Origin of the sequence: Sphingopyxis sp. (genome assembly GCF_025869345.1) — a bacterium.
Taxonomy (GTDB): Bacteria; Pseudomonadota; Alphaproteobacteria; order Sphingomonadales; family Sphingomonadaceae; genus Sphingopyxis.
Window position 1 is genome coordinate 22713 of sequence record NZ_JAOZVW010000033.1, and the last position, 23593, is coordinate 46305.

General features: G+C 67.2%; 23 protein-coding genes. 18 read left to right on the forward strand and 5 right to left on the reverse strand.

What is annotated here, in order from left to right; genetic code table 11:
* The first annotated feature begins 5 nt into the window (after positions 1–5).
* The 3 genes from OJI97_RS03965 (at position 6) to OJI97_RS03975 (ending at position 1712) form a co-directional block, all read left to right on the forward strand.
* Entirely contained in the window at positions 6–485 is a 480-nt protein-coding gene (locus OJI97_RS03965; RefSeq protein ID WP_297661327.1) for a disulfide bond formation protein B, read from the forward strand.
* The gene (locus OJI97_RS03970) at positions 482–997 is read left to right on the forward strand and encodes a demethoxyubiquinone hydroxylase family protein (RefSeq protein WP_297661329.1); all 516 of its coding nucleotides are present in this window, start codon (positions 482–484) and stop codon (positions 995–997) included. The genes OJI97_RS03965 and OJI97_RS03970 overlap by 4 nt, the downstream gene beginning before the upstream one ends.
* A gap of 106 nt (positions 998–1103) precedes the next feature.
* Positions 1104–1712, forward strand: a complete 609-nt coding sequence (locus OJI97_RS03975; protein ID WP_297661331.1) for a hypothetical protein — start codon at positions 1104–1106, stop codon at positions 1710–1712.
* 189 nt (positions 1713–1901) lie between these two features.
* Here OJI97_RS03975 and OJI97_RS03980 read toward each other — a convergent pair whose 3' ends face one another.
* Entirely contained in the window at positions 1902–3164 is a 1263-nt protein-coding gene (locus OJI97_RS03980; protein WP_297661333.1) for a SulP family inorganic anion transporter, read from the reverse strand.
* A gap of 63 nt (positions 3165–3227) precedes the next feature.
* Positions 3228–5162: a prolyl oligopeptidase family serine peptidase gene (locus OJI97_RS03985; RefSeq protein WP_297661335.1), complete on the reverse strand. Its 1935-nt coding sequence runs from the start codon at positions 5160–5162 to the stop codon at positions 3228–3230.
* A gap of 385 nt (positions 5163–5547) precedes the next feature.
* On the opposite strand from OJI97_RS03985, the gene OJI97_RS03990 reads away from it, so the two are divergent.
* The 12 genes from OJI97_RS03990 (at position 5548) to OJI97_RS04045 (ending at position 16786) form a co-directional block, all read left to right on the forward strand.
* The gene (locus tag OJI97_RS03990; RefSeq protein WP_297661337.1) at positions 5548–5868 is read left to right on the forward strand and encodes a hypothetical protein; all 321 of its coding nucleotides are present in this window, start codon (positions 5548–5550) and stop codon (positions 5866–5868) included.
* Between the two features lie 149 nt (positions 5869–6017).
* Positions 6018–7361 (forward strand): TldD/PmbA family protein, encoded by a 1344-nt coding sequence (locus tag OJI97_RS03995; RefSeq protein WP_297661339.1) that lies wholly within the window; start codon positions 6018–6020, stop codon positions 7359–7361.
* Between the two features lie 11 nt (positions 7362–7372).
* Positions 7373–8164 (forward strand): 3'(2'),5'-bisphosphate nucleotidase CysQ, encoded by a 792-nt coding sequence (locus tag OJI97_RS04000; RefSeq protein ID WP_297661341.1) that lies wholly within the window; start codon positions 7373–7375, stop codon positions 8162–8164.
* Positions 8165–8365: 201 nt separating this feature from the next.
* On the forward strand, positions 8366–8734 hold the full coding sequence (gene rpsM / locus OJI97_RS04005) for a 30S ribosomal protein S13 (protein ID WP_058454488.1): 369 nt from the start codon (positions 8366–8368) through the stop codon (positions 8732–8734).
* Positions 8735–8813: 79 nt separating this feature from the next.
* Complete coding sequence (gene rpsK / locus OJI97_RS04010; protein WP_003040416.1) at positions 8814–9203, forward strand: 30S ribosomal protein S11; 390 nt, start codon at positions 8814–8816, stop codon at positions 9201–9203.
* Between the two features lie 100 nt (positions 9204–9303).
* Positions 9304–10362, forward strand: coding sequence for a DNA-directed RNA polymerase subunit alpha (locus tag OJI97_RS04015; RefSeq protein WP_297661355.1), 1059 nt, complete (start codon positions 9304–9306; stop codon positions 10360–10362).
* A gap of 116 nt (positions 10363–10478) precedes the next feature.
* Positions 10479–10898: a 50S ribosomal protein L17 gene (gene rplQ, locus OJI97_RS04020; RefSeq protein WP_297661357.1), complete on the forward strand. Its 420-nt coding sequence runs from the start codon at positions 10479–10481 to the stop codon at positions 10896–10898.
* 306 nt (positions 10899–11204) lie between these two features.
* Complete coding sequence (locus tag OJI97_RS04025; protein WP_297661359.1) at positions 11205–11780, forward strand: MarR family transcriptional regulator; 576 nt, start codon at positions 11205–11207, stop codon at positions 11778–11780.
* A gap of 10 nt (positions 11781–11790) precedes the next feature.
* Positions 11791–12465 (forward strand): DUF4166 domain-containing protein, encoded by a 675-nt coding sequence (locus tag OJI97_RS04030; protein ID WP_297661361.1) that lies wholly within the window; start codon positions 11791–11793, stop codon positions 12463–12465.
* Complete coding sequence (locus OJI97_RS04035) at positions 12458–12859, forward strand: thiol-disulfide oxidoreductase DCC family protein (protein ID WP_297661363.1); 402 nt, start codon at positions 12458–12460, stop codon at positions 12857–12859. The genes OJI97_RS04030 and OJI97_RS04035 overlap by 8 nt, the downstream gene beginning before the upstream one ends.
* An 11-nt stretch (positions 12860–12870) precedes the next feature.
* On the forward strand, positions 12871–14535 hold the full coding sequence (locus OJI97_RS04040; protein ID WP_297661365.1) for an SDR family oxidoreductase: 1665 nt from the start codon (positions 12871–12873) through the stop codon (positions 14533–14535).
* An 88-nt stretch (positions 14536–14623) separates the two neighbouring features.
* Positions 14624–16786, forward strand: coding sequence for a prolyl oligopeptidase family serine peptidase (locus tag OJI97_RS04045; protein WP_297661367.1), 2163 nt, complete (start codon positions 14624–14626; stop codon positions 16784–16786).
* Between the two features lie 43 nt (positions 16787–16829).
* Here the strand turns inward: OJI97_RS04045 and OJI97_RS04050 are convergent, their stop codons facing one another.
* A complete protein-coding gene (locus tag OJI97_RS04050) occupies positions 16830–17129 on the reverse strand; it encodes a DUF4282 domain-containing protein (RefSeq protein WP_297661369.1) in 300 nt (99 codons plus the stop codon).
* Between the two features lie 152 nt (positions 17130–17281).
* Between OJI97_RS04050 and OJI97_RS04055 the strand changes: the two genes are divergently transcribed.
* The 3 genes from OJI97_RS04055 to OJI97_RS04065 all read left to right on the forward strand — a co-directional run bounded on the left by OJI97_RS04055 (position 17282) and on the right by OJI97_RS04065 (position 19495).
* Positions 17282–17770, forward strand: a complete 489-nt coding sequence (locus tag OJI97_RS04055; RefSeq protein ID WP_297661371.1) for a GAF domain-containing protein — start codon at positions 17282–17284, stop codon at positions 17768–17770.
* Between the two features lie 139 nt (positions 17771–17909).
* The gene (locus OJI97_RS04060; protein WP_297661373.1) at positions 17910–18758 is read left to right on the forward strand and encodes a glycine zipper 2TM domain-containing protein; all 849 of its coding nucleotides are present in this window, start codon (positions 17910–17912) and stop codon (positions 18756–18758) included.
* 182 nt (positions 18759–18940) lie between these two features.
* Positions 18941–19495 carry a hypothetical protein gene (locus OJI97_RS04065; protein WP_297661375.1) on the forward strand — a complete coding sequence of 185 codons (555 nt, stop codon included), beginning with the start codon at positions 18941–18943 and terminating at the stop codon, positions 19493–19495.
* A gap of 176 nt (positions 19496–19671) precedes the next feature.
* On the opposite strand, the gene OJI97_RS04070 is transcribed toward OJI97_RS04065, so the two are convergent.
* Both OJI97_RS04070 and OJI97_RS04075 read right to left on the reverse strand, forming a co-directional pair.
* Positions 19672–21234, reverse strand: a complete 1563-nt coding sequence (locus OJI97_RS04070) for a carboxylesterase family protein (RefSeq protein ID WP_297661377.1) — start codon at positions 21232–21234, stop codon at positions 19672–19674.
* Between the two features lie 37 nt (positions 21235–21271).
* Positions 21272–23485 (reverse strand): TonB-dependent receptor, encoded by a 2214-nt coding sequence (locus OJI97_RS04075; protein WP_297661379.1) that lies wholly within the window; start codon positions 23483–23485, stop codon positions 21272–21274.
* Positions 23486–23593: the final 108 nt, after the last annotated feature.

Consider the following 23593-nt stretch of genomic DNA (forward strand, 5'->3'; position numbering starts at 1 on the left):
CGTCCATGCTCCAATCCCGCCTTGCCGCGCCGCTCGTCGCGCTCGCCGCTCCGTTGCTCCTCTATGGCGGCGCGCTCGTGTCGCAGTTCGGCTTCGGCCTCCATCCGTGCGAGATGTGTTACTGGCAGCGCTGGCCGCACCAGGCGGCGATCGTGCTCGCGCTGCTGGCGCTGCTCCTCAATCGCAACGACACGGCCATGCGCGCGCTGACCCTGCTCGCCGCCATCGCGATTGCGGTCAGCGGCGCGATCGGGATTTTCCACGCCGGGGTCGAATATGGCCTGTGGGAAGGGCTGACGACGTGCAGCACCAGCCATAGCGGCCCGATTTCGCTCGACGAGATCATGGCGGCGCCGATCATCCGCTGCGACGTCGCGCAGTGGCGGCTGCTGGGCATCTCGCTCGCGGGCTTCAATGCGATCTTCTCGCTCGCCGCCGCCGCGCTCGTCTTGACCTTGCTCCGCCGCCGGACCACATCGGCATGAGCAAGCAGCGCACCGCCTCGATGATCCGCGTCGACCAGGCCGGCGAATATGGCGCGACGCGCATCTATGCCGGGCAGCTCGCGGTGATGGGCGACCGCCACCCGATGGCGCGCGAGATCGCGCATATGGCCGAGCAGGAAGAGCGGCACCGCGCCTTCTTCGATGCGATGGTCGCGCGCCGCGGCGTCCGGCCGACCGCGCTTCAGCCCATCTGGAACGTCGCGGGCTTCGCGCTGGGCGCGGTGACCGCCGCGATGGGACCGCGCGCCGCGATGGCCTGCACCGCCGCGGTCGAGACCGAGATCGACCGCCATTACCGGCATCAGATCGACGAACTCGGCGACAGCGACCCCGAACTCAGCGCCGCGGTCGAGGATTTTCGCGCCGAGGAACTCGAGCACAAGGAAGCCGCGCTCGCCGCGGGGGCGGAAAGCGCACCGGGCTATCCGCTGCTCAGCCTCGCGATCCGCGCGGGCTGCCGCGCAGCCATCGCGCTGTCCAAGCGTATCTGATAAAGAATATCCCTCGTCCTCGCCGGGTGCGACGGACGACGGGATGTTCATGGACTATGCAGAGAGCGCGTGCCATTCCGGCCGAAACGCAATGAAGGAAAAAGTGATGACCCGCCTGCCGCTCGCCGCGCTGTTCCTCGCCAGCAGCCTCGCCGCTTTCCCCGCCGCCGCGCAGGAGGCCAACACGGTGAACGCCGACAAGATCAACCAGGTGATCATCTATGGCGACGACAAGTGCGAGCAGTCGAGCCCCGACGAGATCGTCGTCTGCAACCGCCTGCCCGAACAGGACCGGTATCGCGTGCCGCAGATCTTTCGCGGCGGCGATCCGCTCGACCCGCGCAACCAGGCGTGGCTCAACCGCGTGACCTCGATGGAGCGTGTCGGCCGCTTCGGCACCGACAGCTGCTCGCCGGTCGGGCTCGGCGGCTTCACCGGCTGCACGCAGGCGCTTCTCGCGGGCGCCAAGGCCGAACGCCAGGCCGCCGACAAGACCGACTGGCAGGCGATGATCGCCGACGAACGCGCCAAGCGGCTCGCCGGTATCGACGCCGCGGCGGACGAGGTCGAAGCCGCGGTGGTCGCCGAGGAGAAAGCGCTCGCCGAACGGCAGAAGGCGGCCGAGGAGCTCGAACGCCAGGCCAGCGGCCTGGCCCCGGCGCCCGAGACGCCCGATGCCGATGCGGGCGACCTGCCGGTTCCGCCGAAGAAGTAAGCGCGATCAGCTTAGGCTGAAAACGCCGCCCCTTCTTTTCGTCATCCCGGCGAAGGCCGGGATCTCACCGTCCCGGCCTGACGCACGGGCGAGATCCCGGCCTTCGCCGAGATGACGATTCCGTCGAGAAGGCGAGTCTCCGTCTCCAGGAAATGCAATCCGGGTGGGCGGTTCAGGAAACCCGGCCGCTCACCCCTCGCGCGGCGTCCACGGCGCCGGTCCCCGTCCCTTCCACCAGCGCAGCAGCAGGCCGAGCGCCACCCCGACCCCGATCGCGACCGTCAGGTCGGCGAACACCGTCAGCACCAGCGTCAGCACCAGCAGCAGCAGTTCGTCGCGCGGCAGCGCGAGGTGCCCGCGCCATTTCTCGACCTCCGCCATGTTGAGCGCGGTGACGAGCAGCACCGCCGCGAGCGCCGGCAGCGCCAGCGCGCCGGCCAGCTTGCCCGCGACGAGCAGCACCGCCAGGATCACCAGCGCGTGGACCATCCCCGCGATCGGGGTGCGCCCGCCGGCGCGGACGTTGGTCGCGGTGCGCGCGATCGCGCCGGTGACGGGAAGCCCGCCGAACAAGGGCGAGACGATATTCGCATAGCCCTGCGCGAGCAGTTCGGCGCTCGGGCGGTGATGGCCGCCGAACATGCGGTCGGCGACGATCGCCGATAGCAAAGATTCGACCCCCGCGAGAAAGGCGATGGTGAAGGCCGAGGGCAGCAATTCGACAAGGCGGCTCGTCGTCACCTGCGGCCAGTGCGGCGCCGGAAGCCCCGACGGCAGCACGCCGAAGCGCGACCCCACCGTATCGACCGGCAGATGGAAGGCAGCGACTGCGAGCGAGGCAATGCCCACCGCGATCACCAGCACCGGCCAGCGCGGACGCCAGCGGCGCAGCAGCAGGATCGCGGCGACGGTCGCGGCGGTGACGCCCAGCGCCGCGGGGCTGAGCGTCGCGCGCGCCGCACATAGCGCCTCGATCTTCGGGATCATGTCGGCGGGAACCTTGCCCGCCGACAGGCCGAGCGCGTCCTGAAGCTGGCTGGCGGCGATGATCGTCGCGATGCCGATGGTGAAGCCGTCGATCACCGGTTCGGGGACCAGCGCGATCAGCCGCCCGGCGCGGAAGAAGCCAGCGATCGTCAGGATGATCCCCGCCATGATCGTCGCGACGATCAGCCCGTCCATCCCGTGGTTCTGGATGACGCCATAGACGACGACGATGAAGGCGCCGGTCGGCCCGCCGATCTGCACCCGGCTGCCGCTCGTCGCCGAGATGATGAAGCCGCCGATGATCGCGGTGACGAGCCCGACGAAGGGCGTGCTGCCCGACGCGATGGCGATCGCGATACACAGGGGCAGCGCCACGAGCGCGACGCTGATCCCGGCCAGCGCATCGGCGCGGAACAGCGGCCAGCTGTAATCGCGCATCGTATCCAGCAGCTTGGGCCGGCGCATCGCATCTCCTTGGGCAAGGGTCCGCCCGATGCGCTAGGCCCCAGCCCGCGTCGCGGTCAAGCGTCAGTTCAGCAGATATTGCTTCCAGAAGAGCAGCGAGGCCCAGAAGGTGTAATCGACATTCTCCTTCTTGCCCCACTGGTGCCCCTCGTTGGTCGCGACCAGGTGCCAGGCGGTGCCGCCATTTTTTCGCACGGCGGCCACGACCTGCTCGGCCTCCGATGCCGGGACGCGCGGGTCGTTGGCGCCGGTGACGACGAATAGCGGTTTCCTGATGTCGGCGACGCGGGTGAGCGGCGAGATCTCCATCAGCTTCGCCCGCTGCGCGGGGTCGCGCTCGTCGCCATATTCGACGCGGCGCAGGTCGCGGCGATATTCCTGCGTATTCTCGAGGAAAGTCACGAAGTTCGAGATGGCGACGACGCAGAGGTTCGCGCGCAGCTTGTCGGCGAAATGCGTCGCGGCGGCATAGCACATATAGCCGCCATAGCTGCGCCCGGTCAGCCCGAAGCGCGCCGCGTCGAGCCCGGGGTCCTTCGCGAGCGCGTCGAGGAACACGCCCATGTCCTTGACGCTGTCCTCGCGCTTGAACGGGCCGTTGTCGAGCCCGACGAAGCGCTTGCCATAGCCGGTCGAGCCGCGGACGTTGGGGTAGAAATAGGCGACCCCCAGCTCATTGACGATATAGTTGGTGCTGCCCAGAAACTCGGGGCGCCACTGGCTCTCGGGTCCACCGTGGACGTGCATGATCAGCGGGCGCTTGCCGGGGAATTTCGCGGGATCGGGGCGATAGAGAAAACCCGACATCTCGAGCCCGTCGAAGCTCTTGATCGTGACCAGTTCGGGCTCGATGTTGCGCGCGGCGTCGAGGCCGCCGGTCTCGCTTTGCGTCCAGCGCGTCACGGCGAGCGTTTCGGGATCGACGCTATAGGCGTCGGCGGCGCTGCGCGCCGAGGTGAAGCCGATGCCGATCGCCCCCCACGGCGCGATCTCGAGATGGCCGATCACGCCCGCGGGCAGCGCATCGACCGTCCGCGCCGCGCCGCTCGCGACGTCGAGCACGCGCAACCGGCTCACCCCCGCCTCGTTGATTGCATAGGCGATGAAGCGCCCGTCGGAGGAGATGTCGAACGCCTCGACATCCCATGTCTCGGCGGGGCCGCGCGGCGTGAAGGCGCCGGTCCTGGGGTCGAGGGTGCCGAGGCGCAGAACGTCGCTGCCGGCATCGCTCGCGGCCCAGATCGTGCCGTCGGGCGCGAAGGAAGCGCCCTCGAAAGCGATCTTCTTCCTGTGATCGCCGATCGGCGTCATCTTGCCGCTTGCGAGGTCGAGGCGGAACAGATCGGTCTTTTCGATCGAGGCCGATCGCGTGGCCAGCGCCCAGCTCTTGTCGGGCGCGAAGCCGGCGACCGACCAGCCGTTAGTGTCGACCTGCGCCGCCAGCCGCGCAGACGCCGGATCACGCGGGTTCATCACATAGATATCGTTGTCGCGGCCGTTACGCCGCGTCGAGGTGAAGGCGACGAGGCTGCCGTCCTTGCTCCACGCGTCGAGCGAATTGCGGCTCTTGCCGTCGGTGAGCAGGGAAAGGCGCCCGTCCTTCATCGCATAGATCTGATAAAATTCGCTGCCGCCGACATCCTTCTGGACCAGCATCATGTCGCCGTTCGACGGCGACCAGCCGCCGCGTGCCACAGGCTCCGCCTCGAAGGTCAATTGCTCGCGCGCGCCCATCGGGCGGGCGACGCGGTGAAGCTGCGTCGTATTGCCGAAGCGCGTCGCGATCAGCATCGACTTGTCGGCGGGATTCCAGCCGACGAAGGCGGCGCCGCGATATTCCATATAGGGCCGCGTCGCGGCGGTCAGTTCGGCGGGGACCGCGGGCACGCCGTCGGCGACGAGCGCCGCGGGCTTCGGCTCGACCGCCGCGTCGCCTTCGGCGGCGGCCACGGGCGCGAGCGGGAGGGCCAGGGCGGCGAGAGCGGCCAGATAACGCATCGGTGATTTTCCTCTGTTGCCGAAAGACGAGCGGCCAGCGTTACCCGCTCGGCCGTCCGATGCAAAGGTTGCGGGCGAAAACCGGTTCGGCATCGGCCGGCCGCCGCCGTTCGTCGCGAAACGGTCGTAAAACACGGCGAATGGCGCCGATATGGCAGCGATTCCGGCACCCCGACCCGGATTCGTGGCGAATCCGCGACGAAACGAATGCAAAAATTAACGAATCGCTGGCAGAGTGTCTTGACTTGGGAGTTTTTGGGGCAAAACGTGGCGTTTCTGGGAATCGCCAGCCGGAGGGGCTGAAAACATGGCATCGACGTTCGGACCGCGCCTTTGGCGCCGATCGACTGCAAGCGTACCGCCTGCGCGCAGCCTGGGCCGCCGCATGACCGTCCACGCCGCCGCCGCCCTCATCGCCTTTGCCGCCTTGCAGATCTGGCTCGTGACCAGCGCGGTCGCCGCCGGAGCGCCATCGGCGCTGATCGCGGTGGCGCTCGTCATGCTCCTCGCGCTCGCCGTCCCGATCGCGCGGATGACCGAACGCCATTGGTATCATCTCAGCCGCCAGGCGCTGGCAAGCTGGGGCCTCCACGCGCGTTTCCGCCGCGACGTCCGCCGCCTGTGGGCCGCCGCGCTGACTTTGCCCTTCCTGTGGGTCAGCGGCGCGATGGCCGCAACCGACGCCATCGCCGCGATCGCGCGCTGACTCCTCCATCGTCGCCCCTGCGAAGGCGGGGGCCGCTGCCGGTCTCGCTCGGCGTCGCCGCGTCAACCGACGGCGGCCCCCGCCTTCGCGGGGGCGACGCATATGACATAGATTTTGACGCTGGCCCGCGCGCCGTATAGGGCGCGGACATGCTGACCGTTTCCGAAGCCCTAGACCGCGCGCAGATGCTCTGCGACGCCGCGACCAAGGCTGGCGCCGACGCCGCCGACGCGCTTTATTACTGCAACGCCGCCACCTCGGTCTCGATGCGCCTCGGCGCGCTCGAGGATGTCGAGCGGTCCGAGGGACAGGACATATCGCTGCGCGTCTTCGTCGGCCAGCGCAGCGCCAGCGTGTCGACCGCCGACATGGATGCCGGCGAACTCGCCAAGCTGGTCGAACGCTGCGTCGCGATGGCGCGCGAGGCGCCCGAGGACCCCTATGCCGGCCTCGCGCCCGAGGATCGGCTGTTCAAGGGACCGGTGCCCGATTTCGATCTCGACGACGGCAGCGAGGCCGATCCGCAGGCGCTGCGCGAAGCCGCGCTGGCGGTCGAGGAAGCCGCGCGCGCCGTCGCGGGCGTCACCAACAGCGAGGGCGGCAGCGCGAGCCACAGCCGCACCCGCTTCGCGCTCGCCACCAGTCACGGCTTCGCTGGCGGCTATGGATCGAGCGGGCACAGCCTGTCGGCAAGCGTCATCGCGGGCGAAGGCGCGGCGATGCAGCGCGACTATGGCTGGCACAGCGCGCACCACCTGTCCGACCTCGAAAGCGTCGAGGCGATCGGGACGCGCGCGGGCACTCGCGCGGTGGCGCGGCTGAACCCCGGCAAGCCGCCCGCCGGCAAGGTGCCGGTACTGCTCGATCCGCGCGTCAGCGGCGGCATCGTCGGCCATCTGCTGAGCGCCATCGCCGGGCCAGCGGTCGCGCGCGGCACCAGCTTCCTGCTCGGCAAGGAAGAGCGCCAGCTTTTCGACAGCGCCATCGTCATCCGCGACGATCCGCACCGCCCGCGCGGCCTGCGCAGCCGCGCCTTCGACGGCGAGGGCCTGCCGACCGCGCCGCGCGACATCGTGACCGGCGGCCGGATCACCGGCTGGCTGCTCGACACGGCGTCGGCGAAACAGCTCGGCCTCCAGCCCACCGGCCATGCCAGTCGCGGTGGCGGCGCGGCGGGGGTGACGGCAAGCAACCTCCACCTCGCAGCGGGAACGCAAAGCCCCGAGGCGCTGATGGCCGACATCGAGGAGGGCGTCTATCTGACCGAGCTGATCGGCCAGGGCGTCAATCCGGTCACCGGCGACTATAGCCGCGGCGCGTCGGGCTTCCTGATCCGGGGCGGCCGGATCGCCGGGCCGATCGCCGAGTTCACCGTCGCGGGCAATCTGGTCGATATGTTCGCCGCGCTCGTCCCGGCGAACGATCTTGAATTTCGCCACGCGGTCAACGCGCCGACGCTCCGCATCGACGGCATGACCGTCGCGAGCGCCTAGGGCGCTCCGCCGTGCCGGGCCGCAACCTCGAAGCCGTGATCGCCGCGACCCGCGAGGTCGGCGACATGGCGATGGCGCGCTGGCGCGGCGAGGGCAAGGCGGTGAGCGTCTGGAACAAGTCGCACGACAATCCGGTCAGCGACGTCGACCTGGCGGTCGACGCGCGGCTGAAGGCGGTGCTCGGCGCGATCGAGCCGCGCGCCGGCTGGCTGTCCGAAGAGACCGCCGACAATGAAGATCGCCTCGCGTGCCGCGCGATGTGGTGCGTCGATCCGATCGACGGCACCCGCGACTTCATCCGCGGCCGCCCCGGCTGGTGCGTGTCGGTCGCGCTCGTCGTCGACGGTGCGCCCGAACTCGGCGTCCTCTATGCTCCCGCGCTCGACGAATTGTGGGTCGCGCAAAAAGGGCATGGCGCGACGCTCAATGGCGACGCCCTGCGCGCGAGCCGGCGGATGATCTTCGACGGGTCGCGCGTTCCCGCCGACAGCCTGCCCAGGATCGACCGCGACCTGATCATGGTCACCAAGCCGAACAGCATCGCGCTGCGCATGGCGCTCGTCGCCGACGACCGCGCCGATCTGGTCGCGACGCTGCGCTGGGGGTTCGAGTGGGACGTCGCGGCCGCGGCGCTGATCGCGACCGAGGCGGGAGCGATCGTCACCGATGCCTTCGGCGAGCCTTTGGCATTCAACACCCCGCGCGCGCAGGCCTTCGGCGTCATCGCCTGCGCCCCCGGAATCCACCGGGCCGTCGTCGGCCGCTTGCACGACCGCGCGGTGGCGCTTACGTCGCCGTCCTGATCGCCGATCACCCCGCGCAAACCGCCGCAGTCCGCTTGACTTTCGGCCCGACTCACCTTAGTTGCGCATCCATTCCAACAGCCTGACCGGACGGCGAAGCGCGGCAAGCGCATTCGTGGTCCGTTTTTTGCGTTGGAAATCAGACGCTTTGAGATAGGACTCGTCTGCCAGCGAGTCCTGTGGAGCAGGAGAAAGAACAGCATGGCACGTATCGCGGGCGTCAACCTGCCCACCAACAAGCGCGTTATCATCGCGCTCACCTATATCCACGGCATCGGCCGCAAGACCGCCGTCGACATCGCCGACAAGCTGGGCATCGACCACAGCCGCCGCGTCCAGGACCTGAGCGACGCCGAAATCCTCCAGATCCGCGAAACGCTCGACGCCGATCACACGGTCGAGGGTGACCTTCGCCGCAACACGGCGATGAACATCAAGCGCCTGATGGACCTCGCCTGCTATCGCGGCCTGCGTCATCGCAAGGGCCTTCCCGTCCGCGGCCAGCGCACGCACACCAATGCGCGCACCCGCAAGGGCAAGGCGAAGCCGATCGCCGGCAAGAAGAAGTAAGCCGGTTTTTCCGCGCCGGTGGCCGCCTTTCGCGGCTGCGCCCCGGCCCGCTTTACGGATTTAGGACAGGATTTCATCAATGGCTCGTGAACCGCAGCGCCTTCGTCGGCGCGAACGCAAGAATATCTCGTCGGGTGTGGCCCACGTCAACGCGACCTTCAACAACACGATGATCACCATCACCGACGCGCAGGGCAATGCGATTGCCTGGTCGAGCGCCGGCATGATGGGCTTCAAGGGCAGCCGCAAGTCGACCCCTTACGCCGCGCAGGTCTGCGCCGAGGACGCGGGCAAGAAGGCCGCCGAACACGGCGTCCGCACCCTCGAGGTCGAGGTCAAGGGCCCCGGCGCCGGCCGTGAATCGGCGCTCCGCGCCCTGCAGGCGGTCGGTTTCCACATCACGTCGATCCGCGACGTGACGCCGATCCCGCACAATGGTGTCCGCCCGGCCAAGCGCCGCCGCGTCTGACGCCTTTTCGGGCGCGCCCCGCCGGGGCCCGCCCGCACCAAATCTCTCGCTGGATGGGTAGCCGACCCCTGCCCGTCCCGCCACTAGCAAAGGGAAGTCCATGACTGTCAATATCCGGAACTGGCAGGAATTGAAGAAGCCCAGCAACCTGGAAATCAAGGCCGGCGGCGACGGCAAGCGCAAGGCGACCTTCGTCGCCGAACCGCTTGAGCGTGGTTTCGGCCTGACGCTCGGCAACGCGCTGCGCCGCGTGCTGCTGTCGTCGCTCCAGGGTGCGGCCATTACGTCGATCAAGATCGAGAACGTCCTGCACGAATTCTCGAGCCTGGCCGGCGTGCGCGAGGATGTCACCGACATCGTCCTCAACGTCAAGCAGATCGCGCTCAAGATGGAAGGCGAAGGCCCGAAGCGGCTCCAGCTTTCGGCCACCGGCCCCGCGACCGTCAAGGCCGGCGACATCATGGTGTCGGGCGACATCAAGGTGATGAACCCGAACCATGTCATCTGCCACCTCGACGACGGCGCGACGCTGAACATGGAACTCGTCGCCGACAGCGGCAAGGGCTATGTCCCCGCGACCGCCAACCGCCCGGCCGACGCGCCGATCGGCCTGATCCCGGTCGACTCGCTCTTCTCGCCCGTCCGCCAGGTCGCCTACAAGGTCGACAATGCGCGTATCGGCCAGGAACTCGACTTCGACAAGCTGAGCCTGACCGTCGAAACCGACGGCACGGTGACCCCGGAAGACGCCGTCGCTTACGCCGCGCGCATCCTCCAGGACCAGCTTCAGGTGTTCGTCCACTTCGAAGAGGCGATGAACGACAGCGGCATGATCGGCATGGCGGCCCCCTCGGCCACCGCCGACGAGTCCGACGTCAACCAGCTCAACCGCTTCCTTCTCAAGAAGGTCGACGAGCTCGAACTGTCGGTCCGCAGCGCCAACTGCCTCAAGAACGACAACATCATCTACATCGGCGATCTGGTCCAGAAGACCGAAGCCGAAATGCTGCGCACCCCGAACTTCGGCCGCAAGTCCCTGAACGAAATCAAGGAAGTGCTGTCGTCGATGGGTCTGCGCCTCGGCATGGATATCCCCGGCTGGCCGCCGGAGAATATCGAGGAAATGGCCAAGAAGCTCGAGCAGGAACTGCTGGGTTAAAAATCCACCCCCTCCTCTGAAGAGGAGGGGCTTAAAAGAACGGGATGGGTTGCCCCATAATGCAACCTGGCTTGGGGTACCTTGAACGGCCCCTCTGACAAACGAAGGACAAAATCATGCGTCATAAATCGGGTGGCCGGAAGCTGCAGCGCACGAGCGCGCATCGCACGGCCCTGTTCCGCAACATGTCGGCCTCGCTCATCAAGCATGAGCAGATCACGACGACCGTCGCCAAGGCGAAGGAACTGCGTCCCTATATCGAAAAGCTGGTCACGCTCGCAAAGCGCGGCGGCCTCGCCAATCGCCGTCTGGCGATGAGCCGCCTGATGGACGACACCCAGCTCGTGAAGCTGTTCGACGTCCTCGCCGAGCGCTACAAGGACCGCAACGGCGGCTACACCCGCATCATCAAGGCCGGCATCCGCGCCTCCGACGCGGCGCCGATCGCGATCATCGAATTCGTCGACCGCGACGTCGATGCGAAGGGCCAGGATTCGGGCCCGGTGTTCAGCGACGAGGAACTGGAAGACGCGTAAGACGCGGCTTTCCAGCGACACAGGATCGAGGGCGGCATCCGAAAGGATGACCGCCCTTTTCTTTTGGGTCGAAGGCAAGGCTGCATTGGGGTGGGGAGCGGACGTGGTGACACCAACTTTCGTCATCCCGGGCTTGACCCGGGATCCCGCTTTTTTTTTTCGCGAATGGACGGCCCTCAACCTCAAGCGGGACCCCGGATCAAGTCCGGGGTGACGATGATGGATAAGGCAGCGACCGGTCGAGACCGGCCATTCCCGAAAAAGCTACCGCTTGACATTACATCCCTTTCATCAGATATTTCTGTTATGACAGAAATTATCGAATATGAGTCGAAACTGTCCCCCGCCGCGACCGAGTTCATTCTCCACTGGGGCAATCTCGGCAGCCAATGGGGCGTCAACCGGTCGGTGGCGCAGATTCATGCGCTGCTCTTCGTCAGCGACCGCGCGCTACATGCCGAGGAGATCGCCGATCTGCTCGGGCTCGCGCGCTCGAACGTCTCCAATTCGATCAAGGAACTGCTTGGCTGGCGATTGATCGAGCGCGTGCCGTTGCTCGGCGACCGGCGCGACCATTTCGCCGCCGAAAAGGACATATGGGAAATGGTCACCCGCATCGCGGCGGGCCGCAAGGCACGCGAGGTCGATCCGGCCGAGGCGGCGCTGAAAGCCTGCGTCGCGCGCGCCGCGACCGACCCCGACCTCAGCACCGGCGCGAAAGCCCGGCTCAGCGAGATGCTCGATTTCGTGACCGTGATGAGCCGCTGGCACGACGAGATGCTGCAAGTGCCCAAACCCGCGCTGATGCGGCTGATCAAGCTCGGCGCCGGGGTGACGAAGCTGATCAACTGGCGGCCCGGCAAGGGCAGAAACGCCGGCTAGGAGGCGGAAGATGGGCAGGATCGAAAGGAAGCCGGAGACGGGTGTCCTCGTTCATGTGACACCGCAGGATCCCGATGACGCGCTCACCGATTATCGCTTTCGCCGCCTCGTCCTGCCGCATGACTGGGCCGCGCTTCCCGATGACGTTCGCCGCCGTTTCTCCAAGCGCCTCGCGGGTCAGCGCCTCGCGACTTACAGCGGCGAGATCGTCTGGACGCGGCTCTCCCGCATCGGGTGGGCTCTTGCGCAGCTTTGCCGCCTGATCGGGGCGCCGCTGCCGGTGAATGCGAGCGGTCCTGCGCCCGCCGCAGTGATGGTGAGTGAGGACAAGCCCAGCGGCGGGCAAATCTGGACGCGCATCTATGGCCGCGCGCGCACCTATCCGCAGGTCATCCACAGCGCCAAGCGCTTCGCGGGCGCGACCGGGCTCGAGGAGCATATCGGCGGCGGCTTCGGCATGGCGCTGACCGTCCGCGCCGAGGCCGAGGCGCTGATTTTCACCTCCGACCATTATTTCTGGCACGTCAAAGACCTGCGGCTCCGCCTGCCGCGCTGGCTGGCGCCGGGCGAAACGGTGGTGACGCACCGGCATCTCGCGCCCGGACGCTTCGCTTTCGACCTTCGGGTCACCCACCCCCTGTTCGGCGAACTGCTGAGCCAGCACGCATTGTTCCGCGATGGCTGACGGCCCGATCATCCTCTTCGACGCCGAATGCGTCCTCTGCTCGGCCAACGCCCGGTTCGTGCTGCGCCACGACCGCACGGGGCTGTTCCGGCTCGCGTCGATCCAGGGCGCGGCCGGCGCCGCAATGGCGCGGGCGCACGGACTCGACCCGCGCGACCCGGTCAGTCTGCTCGTCGTCGATGGTGCGGGGGTGCGCCGCGACAGCGACGCCATCCTCTTCATCTATGAAAATCTCGGCTGGCCGTGGCGGTTGGCGGCGATCTTCCGCCTCGTCCCCTCCTCGCTGCGCGATCCGCTCTACCGCTGGGTCGCGCGCAACCGCTACCGCCTGTTCGGCAAGCGCGCGATCTGCTGGGTCGCGCCGCCCGAATATCGCAGCCGCATCCTGCCATGAACGGACGCGCCATGAAGATATTGATCCTCGGCGGTTATGGCGTGTTCGGCGGCCGCCTCGCCGAACTGCTCGGCGACCGCGCCGACCTCCAGCTATTGATCTGCGGCCGCGACCGCCAGTGCGCCGAGGCCTTTTGTGCCGCTTACGCGGGGCCGGCGCGCCTGCTCCCCGTGGCGCTCGACCGGCGCGCGATCGCCGCCGCGCTCGTGGCGCACACGCCCGACCTCGTCGTCGATGCCTCGGGGCCGTTTCAGGATTATGGCGCCGATCGCTACCGGGTCGTCGAGGCGTGCATCGCGGCGGGCGTCGATTATCTCGACTTCGCCGACGCCGCCGATTTCGTGTTCGGCATCCCCCGCTTCGACGCGGCGGCGAAAGCGGCGGGCAGCTTCGTCATCTCGGGCGTCAGCAGCTTCCCCGCGCTGACCGCCGCCGTCCTGCGGGAGATGGCGAAGACGATGGATATTCGCACGCTTGAGGGCGGCATCGCCCCCTCACCCTTTGCGGGCATCGGCCTCAACGTCATGCGCGCGGTGGTCGGCTATGCCGGCGCGCCGGTGAAGCTGCGCCGCGGCGGCCGGGACGGCTTCGGCACCGGCCTGGCCGAAAGCCTGCGCTTCACCGTCGCGGTGCCGGGGCGGCTGCCGCTCCGCAACATCCATTTCTCGCTCGTCGACGTTCCCGATTTGCAGGTGCTGCCGCCCGCCTATCCCGGATTGACCGACATCTGGATGGGGGCGGGGCCGGTGCCCGAAATCCTGCACCGCATCCTCAACCTGCTGGCGAAAGCGCGCGCGACTTTTCGCCTGCCGTCGCTCTTACCTTTCTCGCGGCTTTTCTATGCGATCCTCAACCGGATGAAATTCGGCGAGCATCGCGGCGGCATGTTCCTTCGCGCGCGCGGCCTTGCCGATGGCCGCGCGGTCGAGCGAAGCTGGCACCTGCTCGCCGAGGGCGACGGCGGACCCTATATTCCATCGATGGCGGTCGAAGCGATCGTCCGCAAATTGCTCGCGGGCGACCGTCCGCACGCCGGCGCCCGCTCCGCAATCGAGGCGCTGACCCTCGCCGACTATGACGCGCTGTTCGCCAGCCGCTCGATCCACACGGGCTTTCGCGAAGAACAGCCCGGCGCGCCGATCTACCGGCGAATATTGGGAACCGCCTTCGACCAGCTCCCGCCGCGCGTTCGCGCGTTGCACGACAGCATGGCGCCGCGCGCATGGAGCGGCGAGGCACGCGTCGAGCGCGGACGCGGGCTGCTGGCCCGCCTCGCCGCCGCGATTGTGGGCTTTCCAAAGGCCGCCGACGCGGTGCCGGTCACCGTCACCTTCACGCCCGAAGGCACCGCCGAACGCTGGACGCGCAACTTTGGCGGCAAGAGCTTCGCGTCGCTGCAATCGGCGGGCACGGGGCGGAACGACTATCTGCTCGTCGAGCGCTTCGGCCCCGCGGCCTTTGCGATGGCGCTGGTCGTCGACGGCGGCCGGCTGCGCCTTGTCCCGCGGCGCTGGACGCTCTTCGGCCTGCCGATGCCGCGCGCGCTGATGCCCGGCGGGCCGAGCTTCGAGACGGAGATTGACGGCAAATTCCATTTCAACGTCGAGATCAGGCTGCCGCTCGCCGGCCTGGTCGTCGCCTATCGCGGGATGCTGGAGCCACGGCAATACCCCTGAGGCCGGCACCAAATCCGCTTGCCCCGCCCTTTTCCATCCTTACAGTGCGGCGCACGAATATTACTCCGACGATGAGGATCGCCTTGCCATGCCCCGTATCCCTTTTCGCGCGCCGCTGGCGCTGGCCCTGCTGATGACCGCCCCCGGCGCCGCCCACGCAGCCGATGCCGCGGCCGCCGCCGCGCCGGCACCCGCGCTCGTCTATCCGGCCACCACGCGCGGCGACACGGTCGATCCGCAGTTCGGCGTCCAGGTCGCCGATCCCTATCGCTGGCTGGAGAATGATGTCCGTGTCGACCCCAAGGTCGCGGCATGGGTCGCGGCCGAGAACAAGGTCACCGACGCCTATCTGGCGACGCTGCCGGGGCGCGAGAGCTTTCAGAAGCGGATGACCGAACTCTATAATTACGAACGCTTCGGCCTGCCGCGCAAGGCGGGATCGCGCTATTTCTACAGCCGCAACGACGGGCTGCAGCCGCAATCGGTGCTGTTCGTCCGCGACGGGCTGAAGGGCGAGGGCCGGGTGCTGATCGATCCCAACGGCTGGGCGAAGGACGGCGCCACCGCGCTCGCCGAATGGGAGCCGTCGGAGGACGGCACGCACCTGCTCTATTCGGTGCAGGACGGCGGCACCGACTGGCGCATCGTCCGCGTCAAGGACGTCGCGACCGGCGCGGATACCGGCGACGAAATCCGCTGGGTGAAATTCTCGGGGTTAGCCTGGGCCAAGGACGGCAGCGGCTTTTATTACTCGCGCTTCCCCGAGCCGAAGGAGGGCGAGGCCTTTCAGTCGCTCAACGAAAATCACGCGGTCTATTTCCACCGCCTCGGCACCGCGCAGAGCGCCGACACGCTGATCCACGCGACCCCCGGCAAGCCGAAGCTCAACAACAGCGCCGAGGTGACCGACGACGGCAAATATCTGCTCGTCACCGGGTCCGAGGGCACCGACGAACGCTATGCGCTGACGCTTTATCCGATCGGCAAGGCGGGCGCGGGCAAGCCGATCACGCTCGTCGACGATTATGCGAACAATTGGGAATATGTCGCCAATCAGGGAACGCGCTTTACCTTTCTGACCAACAAGGACGCGCCGCGCGCGCGGCTCGTCTCGCTCGATATCCGCAAACCCGGCGAGCTCACCGAGCTGGTCGCGCAGCAGGAGGCGACCCTGGTCGGCGCGTCGCGCGTCGGCAATCGCATCATCCTCTCCTACCTCGGCGACGCGAAGTCGGAGGCCGAGATGGTCGGGCTCGACGGCAGGCCGATCTCGGCGATCCATCTTGCCGATATCGGGTCGGCGTCGGGTTTCGGCGGCAATCCGAAGGACCCCGAGACCTTCTATGCCTTTTCGAGCTTTGCGACCCCGACGACGATCTATCGCCTCGATACCGTCACCGGGAAGAGCGAGGTTTTCGCCGCGCCCAAGCTGACCTTCGATCCCAGGCAATTTTCGGTCGAGCAGCGCTTCTACAAGTCGAAGGACGGCACCGAAGTGCCGATGTTCATCGTCATGAAAAAGGGGCTCGACCGCTCGAAGGGATCGCCGACCCTGCTCTATGGCTATGGCGGCTTCAACATCTCGATGACGCCCGGCTTCTCCCCCACCAAGCTCGCGTGGATGGATGCCGGCGGCGTCTATGTCGTCGCGAATCTGCGCGGCGGCGGCGAATATGGCAAGGCGTGGCACGACGCCGGGCGGCTCGGCAAGAAACAGAATGTCTTCGACGATTTCATCGCCGCGGGCGAATATCTGATCGGCGAAGGGATCACCGGCAAGGGCCAGCTCGCGATCGAGGGCGGCTCGAACGGCGGCCTGCTGATCGGCGCGGTCACCAACCAGCGCCCCGACCTGTTCGCCGCCGCGCTGCCCGCCGTCGGCGTGATGGACATGCTGCGCTTCGACCGCTTCACCGCGGGGCGCTATTGGGTCGACGATTATGGCTATCCGTCGAAGGAGGCGGATTTCCGCAACCTTCTGTCCTATTCGCCCTATCACAATATCAAGGACGGCACCGCCTATCCGGCGATCCTCGTCACCACCGCCGACACCGACGACCGCGTCGTCCCGGGCCACAGCTTCAAATATACCGCCGCGTTGCAGCACGCGGACATCGGTCCCAAGCCGCACCTGATCCGTATCGAGACGCGCGCCGGCCACGGATCGGGCAAGCCGACCGACAAGATCATTGCTGAAGCGGCCGACAAATACGCCTTTGCCGCGAAATGGACCGGGTTGGCGGTCGAATAGACTGCGGGGCGGCGGCTGGTTGGCCGCCGCCGCTCGTCCTGCTTTATTTGGGAGGCAGGCGGTCGCGGATCTCGCCCAGCCGGTCGTTGATGCTGAAGATCACCATGTAGATCTCGATGACGATGCGCCAGACCAGCGCGCCGAAGCCGAGTGCGATGATCGCGACCAGCAACATGCCGAGACCGGTCGCCGCCGAAAAGGACATCATCCTGATCGCACCGAGCATGGACATGAGGCAGGCGATCGCAATGCCGATCAGCCCCAGCCAATAGACGATCCTCAGGATCGTCGGCGCAACCATCTTGTCGAACTTGAAAAGATCACCGATTTCAAAACCGTTCATTATCTTCCCCCTTTACTCCGACACATACGCCGTGGCCCCTGCCCCGACGCCGTAGCGGAAGGTCGCATGTTTTCCGCCGAATAGGAAGCCCGGGCCGAAACCGGGGGAAGCGTGTTGCAAAAAGCAGGGCGGACGCCGACATAGGCGGCGCCATGTCCTATGCCCTGTCCTTCACCGCCACCGATCCCGCCGCGCTCTGGGCCGAGGCCGCCGAAGCCGCCGAAGCCCTCGTCGCCGGCGAGCCCGACGGCATCGCGAACATGGCGAATATCGCGGCGCTGATCTGGCAGGCGATCCCCGATCTCAACTGGGCGGGCTTCTACCGCTTCGACGGCACCGAACTCGTCCTCGGCCCCTTCCAGGGCAAGGCCGCGTGCATCCGCATCGCGCTCGACAAGGGCGTCTGCGGCGCGGCGGCGCGGCTTCGCGAGACCCAGCGCGTCGAGGATGTCTTCGCCTTTCCGGGCCACATCGCCTGCGACGCCGACAGCCGCAGCGAACTGGTCGTGCCGATCGTCGCGGACGGGCGGCTGATCGGCGTGCTCGACCTCGATAGCCCGCACCCGTCGCGCTTCACCGCCGAGGATCAGGCGGGCGCCGAGGCGCTGGTCGCAAGGATCGCCGCCGCGCTGGCGGTCTGACCCAAATTGGCCTGACCCAAATTGGGACGCCAAACTCAGGGTTAACAGATTCGCGAAAATCGGCCCGATTTGCTAACAAGCCGTTAACCAATCGCTTGTCGCCGCCGATGCGACCGGCCGGGGTAGCAGGGAGTTGGGTATGCGGACGATTGTGCTTCTGGGCCTGGCGGCGGGAACGCTGCTGCTTGCGAGCCACGCGAACAGCGCCGAACCCGCCGCCGACGAGACCCGGCTCGATTATGGCAGCCCGGCGGCGCCCGACGCGCGCGTTTATACCGGCTATCCCGACCGCGTCCCGAGCGAGGTCGACTATCGTCAGGTGAACGGCACCTACGATGCCGAGGGCCGCTGGACCGGCACCTGGAACGGCACCTATGAAGCGCCCGACGGCCGCCGCTACGACGGCAGCTATGAAGGGACGGTCGAGGGCCGGCCGGGCACCGCCTATCCGCCGCCGCCCGAATATGATCCGGCTTATCGCGGCCCCTATTATGGCGGCTATGACGCGCGGGATGCGGAGATGGCGCGGCGCTGTGGCCGGGGGGGCACGGCGACCGGAGCGGTTGTCGGCGGAGTCGTGGGGGGCGTCGTCGGCAACCGTGTCGCCGGGCACGGCGACCGCACCGCGGGAACGCTGATCGGCGGCGGCCTCGGCGCGCTGGCCGGCGCCGCGGTCGGGAGCGCCGCCGACAAGAAGGCCTGCGACGAATGGTGGGCCGGCCGCGACCGCTATCGGCATGACGGATATCGGGGCGGCCCCTATCCCGGCGGCTATTATCAGGGCGGCTATGCCCAAGGCTATAGCTACGGCGGCTATGGCTATTACACCCCGGGCGTCGTCGTCACGACGATCATCCCCGGCGCGCCGGTCGTGACCGAACGGGTCGTGACCAGCACCCGCACCTATTATGAGACCGTGCCGGTGCGCAAGCGCACGGTCGCCAAGCGCAAATGGAAGCCGCGGCCCAAGCCGCGCTGCGCCTGCTGATTTGCCCGGACAGGTCTGGTCGACTCATCTGGTCCCGGAAGGCCCGTCGTCCCTCAGGATGGCGGGCCTTTCGCTTCGTCGCGCCCTGAGGCCGGTTCAGCGCCGCGAAAGCATGAAGCGCCTAGAGCGGCGTGATGGCGGGCCGGATCATCCTGGACCCCGCGCGTGGGAGTGCCCTCTCGATGCGTAAATTCACCAGCTTCGCCACCGCGACGGCGATCATCCTGTCCTCGGTGGCCGCGGTTCCCGCCGAAGCGCGCGGCCGCTATGGCCATGGCGGCTGGGGTTATCGCGACCGCGATCATATCAGCACCGGCGAGGTGATCGGCGGCCTGCTGGTCCTCGGCACCATCGCCGCGGTGATCGGCGCCGCGAGCAAGGAAAAGGCCCAGCCCCGCGACCGCGACTACCCCTATGAGCCGCCCTATCGCGAACCGCGCCAGGATGCGCCGAACTACGAACCGCAGGGCAATGACGACGGCGGCGCCTATGGCAGGGGCACCACCGAGGTTCGCCCCTATGGAAACGGCGAGGCCGAAGCCCGCGCCTCCGACGCGTGCAGTTGGGCGGTCGAGGGCGAGATGGGTGACGATGCGCGTGTCGACAGCATCACCGGCACCGAACCGAACAATGGCGGCTGGTATGTGACCGGCACCGCCTCGCGACTCGGCGGCGAAGTGCAGAGCTTCGGCTGCAGCTATCGAAACGGCCGGGTCGTCGACGTCAGTTTCGGTTAGGATCGAAACCGATCCATATCTTCGTCATTCCCGCGAACCCGAGACAAGCGGCGTTATAAATCGGCCGTGGCCGGGTCTGTAGGTGCCGTTGACCAAATCAAGGATGTCCATGAGCGAACCGCGAAGCCCTTGCGTGAGGATGCAGCAGCCACCTCAACATAGAGGCCGGGGGGCCGTCAGTTCGCCCTTGGGCGGATGAGGTCAAGTCTCCGCGTCCACGGGTCGCCGCCAGATCGCGCGACGCCGTCCGACGCGAAATCCATGACCTCGCCGGGGTTAAAACGTGGCCAGTCCGTTAGGCGCGGGCCGTTCGGGTTGCCGCTTTTCACGAAATTGACCACATAGCCGTTGATCGTGCGCGCCATGGCGCGGTCGGTCGCGGTCGTCGCCGGGCCGTATTTGGTCGCGACGGTGTCCAGGAAGAAGGGAATGTCGCTCGCGTGCGCCGCGCCCTTCGACCCGGCCCGCGATTGTTCGGCGACATAGGAAAAGCGGTAGTGATAGGCGAGCGCCCCCGCCGCCGCGACGCGTCCGGCGACATAGCGCGCCGGCTCGATCATGAAGCGGTCGCCCCCGATCTTCAGCATCAGGTCGAGAAAAGGGGCATCGCCGGCGGGATCGTATAGCGCGCGTGCGCTGGCGGCTTCGGACCCGAAAATCGCGAACAGATCGTCCTTCGAAGCGGCGGGCACGAAGCCGATGTCGGCGCTGGTCGCGCCGATCATCACCGGCACAGGTGCCTGCGCGCCGCGATCGAACATCGCCTCGACGCTGCCGTTCAGCGTCACGCCGTCGTTGAACGGCCCCGACCAGGTCGGCGCGGGCGACGGCGGCGCGAACAGGCTGGCGAGGTTCAGCCCCGCGACGATGCGATCGGCGGGCAGGCCGCGCAGCGCCGCCAGCGCGGATGCGTCCGTCCCCTCGACCCCGACGCTCTTGGCGAAATTGAGCCCGATCGTCTCGGCCGAGGGCGCGCCGGGCAGGTCGCGCGCCAGTTCGCGCTGCTGGCTGGCGGTGCGCCCGCCGCCCGACAGCACGATCGCGCCGCGGAACAGGCCGCGCGTCGCGGGCGCACCGAGCATGTCGAGCACCGACATACCGCCCGCCGATTCGCCCATGATCGTCACGCGGCCGGGATCGCCGCCGAACGCGGCGATATTGTCGTGGGTCCAGCGCAGCGCGGCCTGCTGATCCATCAGCCCCCAATTGCCGACCGGCCCCTCGCCCGCCGCGCTGAGCGCCGGATGGGCGAAGAAGCCGAAGCGGCCGAGCCGATAGTTGAAGCTGACGAAGACGACCCCCGCGCGCGCGAAGGCGGCCCCGTCATAAACGTCAGGCGACGAGCCGCCGTTGACGAAACCGCCGCCGTAAATCCAGAACAGCACGGGCAATTTCTTGCCCTTTGCATCCGCCGGCGCCCAGACGTTGACGGTCAGGCAATCCTCCGACGGCGCGGTCCCCAGCGGCGCGGCGTCGCTGGGAAACGGCAATTGCATGCAGTCATGGCCGAAGCTGGTCGCATCGCGAATGCCCGCCCACGGCGCGACCGGCTGCGGCGCGCGCCAGCGCAGCGGGCCGACCGGCGGCGCCGCGAAGGGAATGCCGCGAAAGGTCGCGACCCCCGCTGCGGCCGTTCCGGCGACGCGGCCCCCCGTCACCTCGGCGACCGGACCCGCGACCGTCTGCGCGGCCGCGGGCACGGCGGCGGCGAACAATGCAGCGGCGACGAATATCCTCATGCTTCTTCTCCCCAACTGCGCTGTCTGCCTGTTCGCCTTAGAACTTCACCCCTGCGCGGACGCCATAGGTACGCGGGTCGGCAAGATAGGCGGAACTGCTATATTGCGCCGACGCCCCCTGCAGGGTGATCACATTCTCCAGATTCTTGACGAACCCCTGCACGAAGAAACGATCGTCGGGTGCCCGATAGGTCAGCGTCAGATCGGTCTTGTGATAGCTGGGGTTGCGGAACACCACCGGAACCGCGACGTCGGACAGCAGATAGGAGTCGCTGACGCGAACGCGCGCACCGAACTCGACACGGCTGCCGCCGCCGAGTTCCTGCGTGAAGGTATAGCCCGCCGACGCCGTGATGGTCGGCGAACGATCGAGGCGGACGCCCGCGTAATCGATCGCCGGAACCGGGCGGAACGACGTATAGCGCGCCTTCAGCCAGTTGACCGAGACGTCGAAACGATGCGCCGGATGCGGTGACAGCACGGCCTCCAGCTCGACGCCGTCGACCTTCGCCGCGCCGGCGTTGGTCGTCACCTGGCAGGGACCGCCGCAGATGGTCGACGAATAGCTGAGCTGCATTCCCTTATAGTCGTAATGGAACAGCGAACCGTTCAGCCGCAGCGCGCCGTCGGCGAAGCGCCCCTTGATGCCCGCCTCATACGCGGTGATCGTTTCGGGATCGTAATAGAGCGCCTCGGCGGGCAGCGAACAGCCGGTCCCGGTTCCGATCTCGCACCCGTCGTTGAAACCGCCCGCCTTGTAGCCCGTCGAAACCGACGCATAGAGCAATGTGTTGCCGAGGTCATAGTCGAGCCCCGCGCGCCACGTCACCTTGCTGAAGGTCCGGCGCGCATTGTTCTGTTGCAGCGGAAGGATGCCGATCGGAGCGGGATATTCGAGGATCGTCTGGCCGACACGCGACTTGAGATCGTGCGAATAGCGGATGCCGCCGGTGAATTTCAGGTCGGGCACCAGTTCATAGGTGAACTGGCCGAACACCCCCTTCGATTCCGAAATCGTCGGGTCCTGCGGAAAACCGTAGCGGATCACACCAGCCGGCGTTCCCGCCGGAAAGATCGCCATGGGCGGATCGATGAGATAGGCGCCGATGCCCGACTTTTCCTTGAAGTAATAGCCGCCGACCTGGCCCGTGAAGGCCCCGCCGTTGTCATAAGCGAAGCGCAGTTCCTGCGAATTCTGCCAATAATGGCCATCGAAAATGCCGCGCACGGCCTTCGGAAGGAAGGGCGACAGGTCCTGCGGCCCCTGCTCGTGCCGCGTCATTTCGCGATAGCTGCCAAGGTAAGTCATGGTGACCGGGCCGAACCCCCAGGTCAGTTCGCCCATGATGCCCCATGTGTCGTTGTCGAGGAAGGATTCGACACCGTCGTTATAATCGCGCGTCCGCTGAAGCGTCGAACCGATGTCCTTGTAGACTGGGCTGGTCGTGCCCGCCGCGAAGGGCCGATTGAAGAAATTGGTCAGCCGTACGGTGTTCGCCGGATGCCCCTCGATCTTGCTATAATCGCCGCGCAGCAGCAACGTCACGTCGGGTCCGAAATCGATCAGGGCCGACAGGCGGCCCGACAGGTTCTTCTTGCCGGGATTGAGCTTGAAGGGCGATATCGGGGCCGGGTTGATATAGGAATCGCGGCGGTCGTAATTGACCGCGCCGCGCAGCGCGAAGCCGGGCGCGACCGGCACGTTGAGCATCGCGGTCGCCTGAACGGTACCGAAATTGCCGTAGGTCGCGTCGGCCGAGGCCGCGAAATGGTCGACGGGGCGCGCCGAGATGACATGAACCACGCCCGCGGTCGAGTTGCGGCCGAACAGCGTCCCTTGCGGGCCGCGCAGCACTTCGACGCGCTCGAGATCGAAGAAGCTGACCTCCTGCGCCTGCGGGCGTGCGATATAGATGCCGTCGAGAAGGAATGCCGCCGACGGATCGCCCTTTTCGGTGCCGTCGCGGCTGGTGACGCCGCGGATCGTGATCTGAAGCCCGTTGCCGCGGTCGATCGACAGGTTGGGGACGAGGTCGGCAAGCTGGGTCGGGTTGCTGACGCCCGCGTCGCGCAGGCCTTCGCCGCCGATGGCGGTCAGTGCGATCGGCGTCTTGGATGCCAGCGACTGGGTGCGCGTCGCGGTGACGACGATGTCGCCTTCCTGCGGCTTGATATCGGTATCCTGTGCGAAGGCGGGGGTGGCAAGCAGCGCCGCCGAGACGAAAAGCTGAATCCGAAAGCGATTGGTCATTGTCCTCTCCCTGTTATATTTTGAACTCGATTACATCAGAGTTTTTCAATCTTATTATTCGCCAATATCGTGGAGTCAAGTAATCGATTACATTTTGCATCGACATAT